Source organism: Poriferisphaera corsica (assembly GCF_007747445.1).
Classification (GTDB): domain Bacteria; phylum Planctomycetota; class Phycisphaerae; order Phycisphaerales; family Phycisphaeraceae; genus Poriferisphaera; species Poriferisphaera corsica.
Window position 1 is genome coordinate 1,217,653 of the sequence record NZ_CP036425.1, and the last position, 12,810, is coordinate 1,230,462.

The following is a 12,810-nucleotide window of genomic DNA, read 5'->3' on the forward strand; positions in this document are numbered from 1 at the left end:
GTGCAATCGGACATAAGGTATCAATTGTATTTTGACTGGCTTTTTTACCATCCAACTTAGTTGACTTGATGGATTCAGCCTCAATAATTCAATGTGTTACCTGACAACAATAGGAAGCGAGATATGCCTTATAACCAAGCACAAGTCAAGGCAGACAGCAACGCTGATCATGGGAAGAAATTCTTCTCTATCGAAGAAGCGAACAATTCGCTCGGCTACGTCAGGCGGATCGTTGATGATATCACGATTGTCTACACGAAGATTGTTGAGATGCGTCGTAGACTCGAAGAACTTGGCGAAAGTCAGTTTTCGCTTAGCCCTGATAGCGAATACGAAAAACTGATGGACCGCCTTGGACTTCTCGTAGATGAACTGCACAGCATGGGGGCCGAACTTAAAGATTTTGAAAAAGGCCTCGTCGATTTTCCTTCACGCCATAAGGACCGTGAAGTTCTTCTTTGCTGGAAACAAGGAGAAGACAAGGTCGAACACTGGCATGAAGTTGATACAGGTTATGCGGGCCGCCAGTCAATCGCTGATCTCAAATAGTTTTTTAATATAGTGCAGCGTCTAGGGACGCAAAATCATTCAATGCCTCATTGCATTGCACCTCAACGACACAACAGCGAAGCATTTTGCTTCGCTGTTTTTTGACTCAAAATGCAGTCCATGATCACGTACGTTTTAGATACAACACCCCAATTGTTGTCAGTATTTTATAGCCTGCTTTGATAGACCCGATGATGGAACCTGATATCTTCGATTTGCCTGCATGACGATCACGATACGCCACATCAAACTCCGTGATATGAAGCTTTTTCGTCGCAGCTTTATACTGCATTTCAACTGTCCAACCCCATGTCCTGTCATTCATGTCCAAATCGATCAACGCGTCGTACAGCATTGCTCGCATTGGGCCAAGATCCGTGTAGTGTTGTCCTGTTGTAAGATTAAGTAATAGGCATGCAAAGCGGTTTCCAAATTGCTGGGTCAGTGTTAATGATCCCGGCTCAGCTAATTTGGTACGTGAGGCAATCACAAAATCTGAGGTCCCCCGCAGGATCGGTGCAATCACATCGCCGAGTTTCGATGGATCATCGGATAAATCAGCATCTAAGAAAGCAACAGCATACGGTTTATCATCTAATGCATGGATAGCTTCCATACCTGCCAGGCATGCCGATCCATAACCACGACTTTTCTCGGTAATCACTTTGAATCCAGAATCGATTCCGCGCTTAGCAGTCTCATCTGTTGACGCGTTATCAATCAAAAAAACGTGACGAAATAGATGCCACGGCAATGCCGCCGCTAACGGTTCAATATTCTCTTCTTCGTTATATGCAGGGATGATCAAGTCAACTGGATGTTTTGGGTCAGCAGAAGTCATGGCTCTCACAGAGTTTGTATGCTAAAACACATAGATCTACACGGACGAATATTCAAAAACATCGGCGAATCGTTACGTCTCGAGATAAACTTATGGCTGGGAATCCTTATTTCAGGCCTAGCATGGAGTTAGCATCGTTTTTTATGCTATGGATGATCCGGAGTGTTTGAAAAATCCGACACTTTAGCGTATCATCACTATATCCGGATAGGCGGATGAATGCTTGTTCACCACGAGTCATTTGTTTTTGATATGGGTGTTGATTCAGGCGAGTGGTAAGAGAATGATCAATCATGCAGGCACGTAAATGCTTGTTAATACAAGGATTGGGAGCATCGCATGCACGCGAAGGATATCTTTGAACAGCACAGTACAACATTTTCATTCGAGTTTTTTCCGCCGAAGACAGAAGCAAGTGCAGAAGCGTTATTTGCTGCGGTGAAAGAGCTTGAGGCATTGAAGCCATCGTTTGTGTCGGTGACATATGGGGCAGGGGGCGGCACACGTGAGCTGACTCATGATCTGGTGTTGCGGATTAAGAAAGAAACACAAATCACGACTGTGCCACACCTTACGTGTGTATGTCACAGTGAGTCTGAAATCGAAGCGATCCTTGAGCGATATGCGAAGGAGGGGGTTGAGAACATCCTCGCACTGGCCGGCGACCCACCAGTAAGTGTTGGTGGTGATGATGGTTATGATCGTAGCCAGGATGCGTTCCAGCACGCATCGGATTTAGTACGGTTTATCAAAAAGTTCAACGATAGTGGCAAGCATCCCAATGGTAAGAAGGGGTTTGGTATTGGTGTCGCGGGTTTTCCGGAAGGTCATCCGGGAACGCCAAACCGTTTACTAGAAATGGATTACCTCAAAGCAAAAATTGATGAGGGCGCGGACTATATTTGTACGCAGTTGTTTTTTGAGAATCGTGATTTTTATGATTTCCGCGAACGATGTGAGTTAGCGGGGATTGATGTGCCGATCATTGCGGGGATCATGCCGATTACGACAGCGGGTGGGATGAAGCGGATGGCTGAGTTATCAGCGGGGTCACGGTTCCCGGCATCGCTCTTAAAGGCAGTGCAGCGTGCGAATGGCGATGCCGAGGCGGTGAAGCGTGTGGGGATTCACTGGGCGACGGAGCAGTGTCGAGATTTGTTAGATAATCACGTAAGAGGTTTGCACTTTTACACGTTGAATAGATCAGATGCGACGAAAGAGATTTATTTGAATCTTGGGGCGCGGGATAGTGCAGCGCTGGGTGGGTGATGCGTTAGGTTGATGGGAAGATGAAATAATGTAGCCGCATGCTTGAGTGTGCGGTTTTTTGTTGCGTGGAAGGAAGAGATTGTGGGATGATATTGTGGGTTTGCGGGGAATGATTCTGGGAGTAAATGATGGAAAGAAAAATTGCTGAACCTTTGGGAGAGTTAGTGTTGAGGCGAGGGGAAGAAGTATTAGCTGTTCGACAGTTGGAGGGATGTCCGGATGATTTGTTGGTCTGGGTGAAAGTGTATGGGATTAATTGGTGGGAAGTGTTGGTGATGTTCTGGCCGGAGGTTTTGACGCTGGTGTTGATGTTGGGGTTATTGGTTTATGTTTGGCGATGGAAACGATTGCGGGGACGGATTAAAGAAGTGCGCAGGGGGGAGTGGTATTGCATGAGGTGTGGGTATGGGGTGAGAGATAGGATTGGAACTAGAAAGGACGATGGTTGTGGTGAGTGTGGCAAGCAACTTGATGGAAAGGTGAGGGTGAGGGGATGGTGGCGAGGTGGGTGGTTGGGGTTGTTAGGCGGCGGGGTGATCGTGTTGGTGCTTTGCATGCCGATAGCGGGTTATGTGGTGTATCGATCGTTTATTGATCCGGATACGAAAGAGTTCATTTTTGGTGATGGCGCAATGGGGTATTTTGGATGGCGGCAGTATAGTTGGGAGTTTGAGAAGTTTGGCGGGATGATGGATTGGTCATCACGTTGGGGATATAGCGAGATTGTTGAGGTCCTTCAGGACAGGGATTGTGATTGGTGGGACATCCCTTCATGTTGGTTTGAGCTTCGTGCTGTGCGTTATGTAGATGGACAGGGGCTAGAGCATAGACGATTGGTGACCGCGGCATTACCGAGTGGTGAAGTTAGCGTGAGAATGCCTAACGGTCGGGCGAATAGAATTGAGCTTCTTAATGTCGAAAATAGCATGAGTTCGAAAGAGGTACTGTTTTCAGAGGAGGGAGAGAAGTATGTTCTCAGTATGGCTGATCAGTTATTTTTGTATGACAAATTGAGTGGTGAACTGGAGAGATTTGAAAGTGATTGGGGGTTGCCGATATTTTGGGATCGAGTGGAGATGCATCGATTGGATGACCGGTATGCAGTGATTTGTGGTTCTGGGAATGGGCGCGGTTTCCATGATCCAGATCCAAGTATAGAGGATGGTTATGCCGTCGATGAATATGAAGAAATGACGACTGGTTATGGTTCACAGTTCAGAGACACATGGTGGGCGATGCATGTTGTGATGTTGGATATGAAGCAAAGGCAAGTCGTGATTGATAGGGCTGTTTTGATGAGAGATGCAAGACCTGAATCTGAGCGCTATCTGGAGGAAATATGTTTAATTCCAGATGATGTCGATTTTGATATGGAGGGGCATCGTCGGTTGGGTTTTACGTATTTCTTTGAGGATGGTTTGAAATGCAATGACACATTATTGAATGAAGACTTAGGGGGAGAAAAGCAAATTTGGTTGATGTGGCGTAGTCATGATCGTTGGTTTGATCAAAGTAGACGGCAATGTATATTTTTAGATCTTGATGAGAATATCGATGAGCTAGTCTATACGCGGGGGTATGTTTGGCCAATACCGATGATGAAATGGTTTAAGTATCGATTGAAGGGCCTTTGCACCGTGGATTGGACCATCATTGCTACGTATTTTGTTGGTGAGAATGATGTCGAACTGTATTTGGATCATGAGCAGAGTTGGGATTCGGGGATGATAACGCATGATGCTTATTTTGATAAGGAGCAAAATAGGCTGTGGGTTGTGGATCAGTTTGGAGATGGAAATTCTGGGAAGTACGGCCACGACGAATTGGGGGTGCGGGTTTATAACATATCGGAAGTGATGGAATATGGGCATTGATACTGACAAGAGGGAATAGATGGGTGAGATGTGTGGTTAGGTGGAGGCGAGTTGAGGTTTTAAGTGGTGGGGAAGCGATTGTTGATGGAATTGGACAAGTGGGGATGTTGATTTAATAAAGAAAAGGAGATGCGTATGTGTTGTGTGATGAAAGGGGGCTTATCGGTTCTGGGGAGGCTTTTTTTGGTGTTGATCTTTGTGATGAGCGCTTTGGGGAATAAGGTGCCGAACTTTGAGAGTATGGCGGGGTATATGGCGAGTGAGGGGATGCCGATGCCGAAGGTGATGCTGGTGGGGGCGATCGTGTTTATGGTGGTGGGCGGTGCGCTGGTGTTTGTAGGATTCAAGGCGCGGATTGGCGCGGGGCTGCTGGCGGTGTTTTTGGTGCTTGCAACATATTATTTTCATGACTTTTGGACATTTGTGGATGCTGGAGAGCGGCAGATGCAAACGATCGCATTCATGAAGAACTTGGCGCTGTTGGGTGCGATGTTGTTTATCGTGGCGAATGGTGCTGGGGCGTGGAGTGTAGATCGGTTGATTGGTAGGGGAAAATCGTGTGCAAGTGAAGGTTGTAAAACAAAAGATCAGAAAGAAAAATCAGTGGTTGATCAGTAATGAATGATGCAGCGGCAGATTAGATATTGAAAATATCAAGATGATGTATGACCCGAGTACGCGAGTGTTCGGGTTTTTATATTGGCGGGCTAAAGGGCAATTCGATGATGTGTTCTTGAGTCATTGATGAGGTGATGGATGATCGTGTGTGCTGAGGTAGGGGTGAAGGTAGGTGGATATATGAGAAAACACTCAGTTGAAGCTGAGGATTATGAAGCGTGTTCGGAATCGTTATTCGTCGTTTTGCTTTTGGCGACGTTCCTTGATCATCGCAATGAATTGCTCACGCATTTGCTCCTGCTTTTTATACTGTTCTTTGGTAAGAACTTCCTTGAGTTCACTTTGTCTGGCACGTGAGATTTCACGAAATTTGCGCAATTTCTTGAAGCGTGGTTCATCGGAACTTTTGAGATCGCGCATTTGAGGAATGTATTTTTTGTTGATTTCGAGGACTTTGGCTTTTTGATTGTCATCGAGGTCAAGTTTTTCGGCCATGCTGTCGGTGATGAGTTGGACGATCTCGTCGTCGGTCATGCTTTCGTCGGTCTTTTTTGTGTCGTCAGAAACGTCTTTGTTTTCGTTTTCGTTGTCGCTGGTGTTGGTGTTATTTTGGAGTGGGGTGAGTTGGGCTGTAGTTACGGCAGCAATAATGAAGAAGCTGGCGAAAAATGAGGTACAAATCATCATGCATTTAGATTGAATAAAATGAGTCATGGCATTCTCCAGCTAGAAAAAGTGTGTAGGTGTTTGGTTTAAATTTCAGGCTAAGCAATGGTAGGAGTGACGTGGGACATGAGGACAGGAAGGTGGGGAATAGCCTAAAAGCGGAGTGATGGTTTTGTGATGAGATGAAGTGATAGGGCAATATGGGATACAATGAGTATGGAGTGTGTGTCTGATCGAGGTGAGGACGCTTGGTTGTCAGAAGGAATCATGAATGAGTCATATTGAATTGTTGACGCGATTGGGGTGGGACGATCATTTTGCAGGGGAGGCAGAACGGTTGGGTTTTGATATGGCTGAGATTGCGCGGGTGAGTGGTGTGAGGCGGAAGGGATTTGTGGTGAGGCGGGGAGATGAGAGTTGGATGGTGAAGGCTGCGGGGCGATTGAAGCGTGCGAAGTTTTACCCAGTGGCAGGTGATTGGGTGGTTGTGAATCAGAAGAATGTGATTACGGATGTGCTGCCGCGGCGGAATGCGCTATCGCGTGGTGCGGCAGGGGTGAGTCGGAAGGAAGGGGGGCCTGCGGTTGAAGAACAGGTGATGGCGTCGAATTTGGATGCGGTGCTGATTGTGTGTGGTTTGGATGGCGATTTTAATCTGCGAAGGATCGAGCGGTACCAGACGCTGATTTATAACTGTGAACTGAAGGCTGTGATTGTACTGACGAAGGCGGATTTGCAGGCGAAGCGTGATGAGATGGTGAAAGAAGTGATGGATGTGGTGGGAGGGACGGGTGGGGTTGAGGTGCATGTTGTTGGGATGGACGATGAGGTTGGGATGGATGGCGTGCGGAGGCATTTGAATGCTGGGGAGACGATTACGATGATCGGTTCGTCGGGGGCAGGGAAGTCGACGCTGATTAATCGGCTGCTGGGTGAGGAATTGCAGGTGACGGGAGCGGTGAGTGATGCGGTGGGCAAGGGAAAGCATACGACGACAAAAAGGGATCTGATCATGATGCCAAACGGGGGGATGGTGATTGATAATCCGGGGATCCGGGAAGTGGCGTTTTGGGGGGATGAAGGGGGAGTGGACGCGACCTTTCCGGAGATTGATGATGTGGCAGGGATGTGTAAATTTGGGGATTGCAGTCATACGCATGAACCGGGGTGTGCTGTGCGAGCGGGGGTTGAATCTGGGGAGATTAAGCAGGAGCGACTGGAGAGTTATTTGAAGATGCGGGGGGAAATGTCACGATTGGCGGAGCGGCAGGAGAAAGGTGTGAATCGGGCTGAAAAGGAGCGATTGAAGGGACTTTCGATCAAGATTCGGGATGTGCAGATGCGAAAAGGTGGGAAACGGCGGTAGATCGTAGAGGGGTGGTTTGGGAATTTGGTCGAAAAGTGTGGGAGAAATGTTGCTGGTATGGGGTGTGAGAAGTAGGATGTTGGGACACAATATCCGTGTATGAACTCTGCGGCTTTGTCTAGCGAGCGGTGGAAGTCTAAAAAGTAGCTGGGCGACAATTGAAATTGAAGCAAACCTGTTCCAATGTATACGTTTGGGGGTAGGGGGATTGCGCCCATTTTGTGTTGAGTTTTTGGGGATGAGTTGGTGGAGAGGGGAGAATGGGGGGCGGGCAGGTTTGATGAAGATATACACGGAGTAAATAGAGATGGCTGGAAGCATAGTGCCTTTGCCGGTGATGTTGGAAGACGAAGAGCGGAAACGCCATGAGAAGACGGAGCTGCCAAAGTCGGTGGTGGTTAGATATGGATTTCAAAAGAAAATCGCAGAGCTGACGTATGACGGTGTAGCGCGTCCGGGCTGTGGTTCTAAGCTCGTGATCAGGACAGATCGGGGTACGGAATTGGCAACGCTGCTGACGACGACATGCCCGAACAGCGGGTGTGGATCTTCGGTGAGTCGACAGCAGATGCTGGACTATATCGAGATGTCGGGTGGAAAAGAGTACCCATTTACGAATAAGGGAAAGGTGCTGCGGATTGCGACGGTGGAGGATCTGAATACGCAGAATGAGATGGATTCGGGGAAGATCGCAGCGATGAAGGAAGCTAGGGGGTATATCAAAGAGCTGGACATGGAGATGCAGCTAGTTGATGTGGAGTATCTTTTGGGCGGTGAGCGAGTGATTTTCTACTACGTGGCTGAGGATTGGGTGGACTTTCGGGAGCTTGTGAAGAAGCTGGCGGGGACGATGCAGACACGGATTGAGATGTGTCAGGTAAATTCTCGTGAGGAGGCGCGGCTGGTTGCGGATTATGAGAAGTGTGGGCAGCATTGTTGTTGTAAGCAGTTCTTGAAGGTGCTGAAGCCGGTGTCGATGCGTGCGGCGAAGGTGCAGAAAGCGACATTGGATCCTCAGAAGATTTCGGGACGTTGTGGCCGGTTAATGTGTTGTTTGCGGTATGAGGACAAGACGTATAGTGAATTAAAGAAGAATCTGCCGGCACGTAAAAGTTTGGTGGAGACTGAGGATGGGATTGGTGTGGTTTGGAATACGCAGATTTTGACGCAATTAGCGTTGGTTAAAATTGGGATCAATCCGCCATCGGCTTATCCTGTAGAGCAGTGTAGGGTGCTGGATAAGGAAGAAGCAAAGGAATGGCGCGAGGCTGAGAAAGAGCGGGAGGAGATGCGTTGGAAGGAACATTCAAAAGCTGCGGAGCGAAAGAAGAGTCGGCGATTTGAGGACAAGAAAGATGGGGAACGTGGAGGAAGACGGTCTCGTGGAGATCGAGAGGCTGGCAAGACGAGAGGGAGTGGTGAGGATCGGCGACCATCGCGTCAGCGTCGCGATGAAAACAAGGGGGAAAGCGGGGAGCGAAGCGGAACGAGCAGGCGAGAGCGAAGCGATCGTCGTGATCGTGGGGGAAGAAAGCGTGATGAAGATCGGAAGGTATCGAGAAGGGATGCGAATGCGAAGGGTGAGGACGGAGTTGGTGAGAAGGTTGAGAGGAATGAAGAAGGGACGAGGCCGAAGCGTCGCAGAACGCGAAGGCGACCGAATAAGAAAAGTGATGGTGGCGGTGAACGTGTAAGGCGCCCGCGTGGTGAGGGTGGAGAGAGGAGTAAGGGAGGAGAAAAGAATGAGGGTGGAGGTGAGCGTAAGCGACGACCGCGTGGTGGCCGGAGAAGAAGAGGTGGTGGTGAAGGGGAAGGTAAAGAGGGTGGGGGAGGCGATAAACCGAGCGGAGGCGAGTAAAGCTTGAAATGAAAAACACCCATGCTTAGGCGTGGGTGTTTTTTTATGTTTTATTTCAGGTCTAATTGATGGTTAGGCTTTGTTGCGGCGACGCATGAGTAGTGGAAGCGCGGTTAATGCGAGTAATGAGGTTGATGCGGGTTCTGGAACTGGAGTGACGGTGAAGGTAACCCAGTGGCGATATTCGCTTTTAGTTGCACTTGGATACCAAATATTGATTGACTGGATCGCTGTTTCGCTACTGAGAGCATCAACGTTATTTTCTTCATCGAGATCGCCCCGTATGCCTGGCTTCCATTGGCTGCCTTGGCTGGTGATCTTGTATGGAATCATAAACGAGTCGCTTTCAACATCGTTGTTGATGTATAGCGAGTCGCCGAGTGCGGCCATGATCTGATTAGCTGCTGATCCCACGCCGGTCCAGCTGCCACCGTTTTTGATGAACATGGGCTCTAGTTCACCGGGGTCGTCAAAGTCGCCATCATTGTTTTTGTCGAAAATATTTTTGAATGGAGCTGGGTCTTTGACAAAATGGGCGGTGTAGGTAACGCCATCCCATTCGACACCCTCAACAGCAATCGCTTCGCCAGCAAGATTGGTGATTGCCATTGGTGCGGCTGTTACACTTGCGGTTATGGCGAGTGCGCTGCATAGATTGAAAAAGAATTTTGTCGGTTTCTCCATAGGATGTTTCCTCATCGAAAGAATGCTTGTCTGCTTAAAATATGATTCATGATTGAGAAAATGATACTTTGGGTCTAGTTTTAGATTTGGCAAAAACGATCATGTTTTTATTGAGGCTTATGAATTGAGATATTTGTGAATAGATACATAACCACTCGTATTAACAAAGTAATGCAAATAAGATACATCGGAAAATGAGTATTTCAATTGTAATAGACTTAAAAAAAAGTGGAAAATAAAAAAAAGTGAATTTGAGAGTAAGTTAGTGTGAAATAGGTTATTGAATGTGGGTTTTTGGGAATACTTTTTGTGGTCGTAAATGCACAGTTTATTTGTATCTATTAAATTTGACTATTTCGATGATTTCGGAATCCATTTGATTTTGCTATGTGAGAAATGATTGAATTGATGTGGATATTCAAAATAAAAAACACCCGCGTAAAAACACGAGCGTTTTTATTAGGTGGTGACGCGTTGAAGTTAATTATGGTTGATGTGTTTACGATGGCGGCGCAGGAGTGGGATTGCTGAGAGTGAGAGAAGGATGGTGGCAGTGGTCGGTTCGGGGACGAGTGTGAAGGTTGCGTAGATACATGCGGCGGTGGTTGTGTGTTGATCGGTGACGAGGGTGTCAGTTGTGAGGTCTTGACGATCTTGGTCGAAGTAAGAGACGATGAGGCCGGATTGAGTGTGGTCGTATGGGACGACGATTTCATCGGTCAGGACAAAGTTGCCGACATGACTGTCCCAGACGTTATTAGTGGCATAGTTGTCAGACAGAACGTCGATAAGAGCTTGCGTAGCGGCCTGTGCACCGGTTGGGTTTTGCCAAAATATTGGAGCGTTGCTGGAGGCAAAGTCCCAGTTGGAGCCGGGTTGCCAACTTTGGATGAATTGTGAGTAGACGATGGAGACGTCATAGGTTTGGCCGTCGATATCGAGGTTGTTGACGTATGAGACGAGGCCGCTGTTGAGTATGATTTCTGCGGCAGTGGCTTTGGTTTGTGTGAAGGTAAGCGTCAGGAATAAAACGGTACAGAGTATAAGGGTATGTAGACGTAGCATCTCGATTTCTCCTCGTGATTGTGTTTGCCTGGTTGGATATTTTGCCAATAAAAAGAATGATTGCTGGCGATAATCATATGACGTGCGCAGCAAAAATTAATGGCTGTTAAACGATGTTGAAATGGGGGGTCTTTCTCCTCGCTTGATAGGGTGCAGGCAGCTCTCCTACGGGCATGCCGGCACGTCATTTGATTGAATTTAGCGTATTGTTAGTAAAGTTAATATATATGGAATGTGATGCAACTAGGGAAAACAGTTACGAAATGAGCGAGAATTTGTAGATTTGCAAGAATGAGGGCGTTTTCGTGTAGGCAGTTAATGCTCTGTTTGCTGAGGGTGGGGCGGGAGAAGGGTATCGCGAGTGGATGGTGAGTGATCTTCTGTTGTATCGTTGGTGGGGAGACTGGGGGGAGCTGGGAGTTTGCTGTTGAGTTTGTATTCGATTTGGGTGTCGGAAGTTGTGGTTGGCAGGAACTGAGAGGTCAGTGTGGGTGGGGTGATTCGGGCCGCATTGTTGCTGGTGGCAGGTATGGTTGTTGAGGAGTTGGTTGTGTCAGTGGGTCGTTTGGGTAGTGATTGGAGGACTTTGTAGGTTGGTTTTGCGGGGAGGTTGATGGGGGTGTCGGGGTTGGTGATATTGATGATGAGGATGATTTGCGTGGGGAAGTTACCGAATGGGTCTGCGAAGAGGGCGCGGCCGAGGTTTTGTGGGAGTGGGGGTAGCTGGACATCGGGCGGTAGGTCGTTGAGGTCATCGATTGGGGCGAGGTCGATCTCTTCAATTGGTGTGTGGTTTTGAGGTTGCATGCTGATTTGTTGATTAGCGTTTGATTTTAGCGCGTTCTTCGTTTTATTGAGTCGGGTTTGCTTTCGCTGGCGTTCAAGTTCTTGGGCTTGTTTTTGTGCGGCAAGGATTTGTTCGCGCCAAGGCCAATGAAGACCGACGACAAGAAACTGATCTTGTGGGATGTGAACGGTGAGTGAGAGGTCGTCATAGATGATGCCATCGAGTGCGGATTCGAGAGGTGAGCGTAGTGAAATAGGAAGGTTGGCGTTTTCGGTGATGTTGTATCGCTGTTGGTACAGTCGCTGGCGGCGGATGGCTTCGATTTGCTCTTCGAGGGTTGTTTTGGGGAGGTAATGGTGGGGTGTGAGTTGGAGTGAAGCTTTGTTGTTTTTGTTGTTGACGAGTTGTGCAAGGAGTTGGAGTTTGCCTTTTGAGAGTGATTTGGTGTTGTTGGTGTAAGGTGGGGTGTTGAGGTCGAGTGTGATGGGTTCACGTATGCGTGCAGAGGCACGGACGGGGAGTGGGTATGAAGTTGCGGCGATCTCGGTGTCGTAATTATTGATGATGCCGGGGAGAGAGTCGAGGAGAGTGGCGAGTTCGGATTTGGGAATGAGTCCGACGCGAAGGCCGTTGTTTTGCCACATGGCGCGGGTGATGGGAGGAATGGTGGATTCGTCGATGATGTTCCAAGATTGATCGAGAGAACGGGCGTAGGGTAAGGTGATGCGTGAGACTTGGGCGATTTGTACGAGTTCGGGATTGGGTGTGAAAATTTGAGGGAGTTGGTTGTAGTTTTGGTTGCTGCGAATGTTCTTGAGGTTGGTGTTTAATGTGGTTGTGTTAGAGGTTGTAGGGTTGATGAGATTGTTGGCGTAGGGATCGGGAGAGGTGCAGGCGGTGAGGAAAAAAAGCATGCAGAGGAGGATTGGCCAGGCGATTACTTGGGGAATGCGGTGATGAAGATGGAGTGAGGATTGGTACATATTTAAAGTAGGATTGTTGAAGTGGTGTGGGCTATGGTGGGTTGTGTCAGATTGGGATATTGGGGGATATATATCCTAACATGAAAATACAAGCCAACGAAGCAGAAGTGCTGTGTGAGGGTTGATTATTGTGGTGGTTGTACGGTTTGAGTGGGCATAAGATGTATGACGTGACTTTTCAGGGGCAGGTTTTAATTGGTTTGGTAAAGCAGGGATATTCGTGTAATTGTTGTTTTGAGGGTAAGGAGTG

General features: G+C 48.0%; 11 protein-coding genes. 6 read left to right on the forward strand and 5 right to left on the reverse strand.

The window, feature by feature from the left end; translation table 11 throughout:
* Positions 1-123 precede the first annotated feature (123 nt).
* Positions 124-549: a DUF2203 domain-containing protein gene (locus tag KS4_RS04895; protein WP_145075426.1), complete on the forward strand. Its 426-nt coding sequence runs from the start codon at positions 124-126 to the stop codon at positions 547-549.
* Positions 550-673: 124 nt separating this feature from the next.
* Here KS4_RS04895 and KS4_RS04900 read toward each other — a convergent pair whose 3' ends face one another.
* Complete coding sequence (locus KS4_RS04900) at positions 674-1,390, reverse strand: glycosyltransferase family 2 protein (protein WP_145075429.1); 717 nt, start codon at positions 1,388-1,390, stop codon at positions 674-676.
* Positions 1,391-1,729: 339 nt separating this feature from the next.
* On the opposite strand from KS4_RS04900, the gene metF reads away from it, so the two are divergent.
* From metF to KS4_RS04915, 3 genes are all read left to right on the forward strand, one after another.
* Positions 1,730-2,659 (forward strand): methylenetetrahydrofolate reductase [NAD(P)H], encoded by a 930-nt coding sequence (gene metF, locus KS4_RS04905; RefSeq protein WP_145075432.1) that lies wholly within the window; start codon positions 1,730-1,732, stop codon positions 2,657-2,659.
* A gap of 128 nt (positions 2,660-2,787) precedes the next feature.
* Positions 2,788-4,533, forward strand: coding sequence for a hypothetical protein (locus tag KS4_RS04910; RefSeq protein ID WP_145075435.1), 1,746 nt, complete (start codon positions 2,788-2,790; stop codon positions 4,531-4,533).
* 147 nt (positions 4,534-4,680) lie between these two features.
* A complete protein-coding gene (locus KS4_RS04915) occupies positions 4,681-5,151 on the forward strand; it encodes a DoxX family protein (protein ID WP_261341887.1) in 471 nt (156 codons plus the stop codon).
* Between the two features lie 231 nt (positions 5,152-5,382).
* Here the strand turns inward: KS4_RS04915 and KS4_RS04920 are convergent, their stop codons facing one another.
* A complete protein-coding gene (locus KS4_RS04920; protein ID WP_145075441.1) occupies positions 5,383-5,865 on the reverse strand; it encodes a hypothetical protein in 483 nt (160 codons plus the stop codon).
* Positions 5,866-6,088: 223 nt separating this feature from the next.
* Here KS4_RS04920 and rsgA point away from each other — a divergent pair, with 223 nt between their 5' ends.
* Positions 6,089-7,183, forward strand: coding sequence for a ribosome small subunit-dependent GTPase A (rsgA, locus tag KS4_RS04925; RefSeq protein ID WP_145075444.1), 1,095 nt, complete (start codon positions 6,089-6,091; stop codon positions 7,181-7,183).
* A gap of 307 nt (positions 7,184-7,490) precedes the next feature.
* A complete protein-coding gene (locus KS4_RS04930; protein ID WP_200761587.1) occupies positions 7,491-9,041 on the forward strand; it encodes a PSP1 domain-containing protein in 1,551 nt (516 codons plus the stop codon).
* 72 nt (positions 9,042-9,113) lie between these two features.
* Here KS4_RS04930 and KS4_RS04935 read toward each other — a convergent pair whose 3' ends face one another.
* From KS4_RS04935 to KS4_RS04945, 3 genes are all read right to left on the reverse strand, one after another.
* Complete coding sequence (locus KS4_RS04935; RefSeq protein ID WP_145075447.1) at positions 9,114-9,725, reverse strand: hypothetical protein; 612 nt, start codon at positions 9,723-9,725, stop codon at positions 9,114-9,116.
* Between the two features lie 480 nt (positions 9,726-10,205).
* Positions 10,206-10,790: a hypothetical protein gene (locus KS4_RS04940; protein WP_145075449.1), complete on the reverse strand. Its 585-nt coding sequence runs from the start codon at positions 10,788-10,790 to the stop codon at positions 10,206-10,208.
* A 315-nt stretch (positions 10,791-11,105) separates the two neighbouring features.
* Positions 11,106-12,560, reverse strand: a complete 1,455-nt coding sequence (locus KS4_RS04945; RefSeq protein WP_145075451.1) for a hypothetical protein — start codon at positions 12,558-12,560, stop codon at positions 11,106-11,108.
* Positions 12,561-12,810 lie beyond the last annotated feature (250 nt).

Coding starts and splice junctions, on each gene's coding strand:
- KS4_RS04920 (WP_145075441.1), bottom strand. CDS start 5,865: ATGACTCATTTTATTCAATCTAAATGCATGATGATTTGTACCTCATTT.
- KS4_RS04935 (WP_145075447.1), bottom strand. CDS start 9,725: ATGGAGAAACCGACAAAATTCTTTTTCAATCTATGCAGCGCACTCGCC.
- KS4_RS04930 (WP_200761587.1), top strand. CDS start 7,491: ATGGCTGGAAGCATAGTGCCTTTGCCGGTGATGTTGGAAGACGAAGAG.
- KS4_RS04895 (WP_145075426.1), top strand. CDS start 124: ATGCCTTATAACCAAGCACAAGTCAAGGCAGACAGCAACGCTGATCAT.
- KS4_RS04915 (WP_261341887.1), top strand. CDS start 4,681: ATGAAAGGGGGCTTATCGGTTCTGGGGAGGCTTTTTTTGGTGTTGATC.
- KS4_RS04910 (WP_145075435.1), top strand. CDS start 2,788: ATGGAAAGAAAAATTGCTGAACCTTTGGGAGAGTTAGTGTTGAGGCGA.
- metF (WP_145075432.1), top strand. CDS start 1,730: ATGCACGCGAAGGATATCTTTGAACAGCACAGTACAACATTTTCATTC.
- KS4_RS04900 (WP_145075429.1), bottom strand. CDS start 1,390: ATGACTTCTGCTGACCCAAAACATCCAGTTGACTTGATCATCCCTGCA.
- rsgA (WP_145075444.1), top strand. CDS start 6,089: ATGAGTCATATTGAATTGTTGACGCGATTGGGGTGGGACGATCATTTT.
- KS4_RS04945 (WP_145075451.1), bottom strand. CDS start 12,560: ATGTACCAATCCTCACTCCATCTTCATCACCGCATTCCCCAAGTAATC.
- KS4_RS04940 (WP_145075449.1), bottom strand. CDS start 10,790: ATGCTACGTCTACATACCCTTATACTCTGTACCGTTTTATTCCTGACG.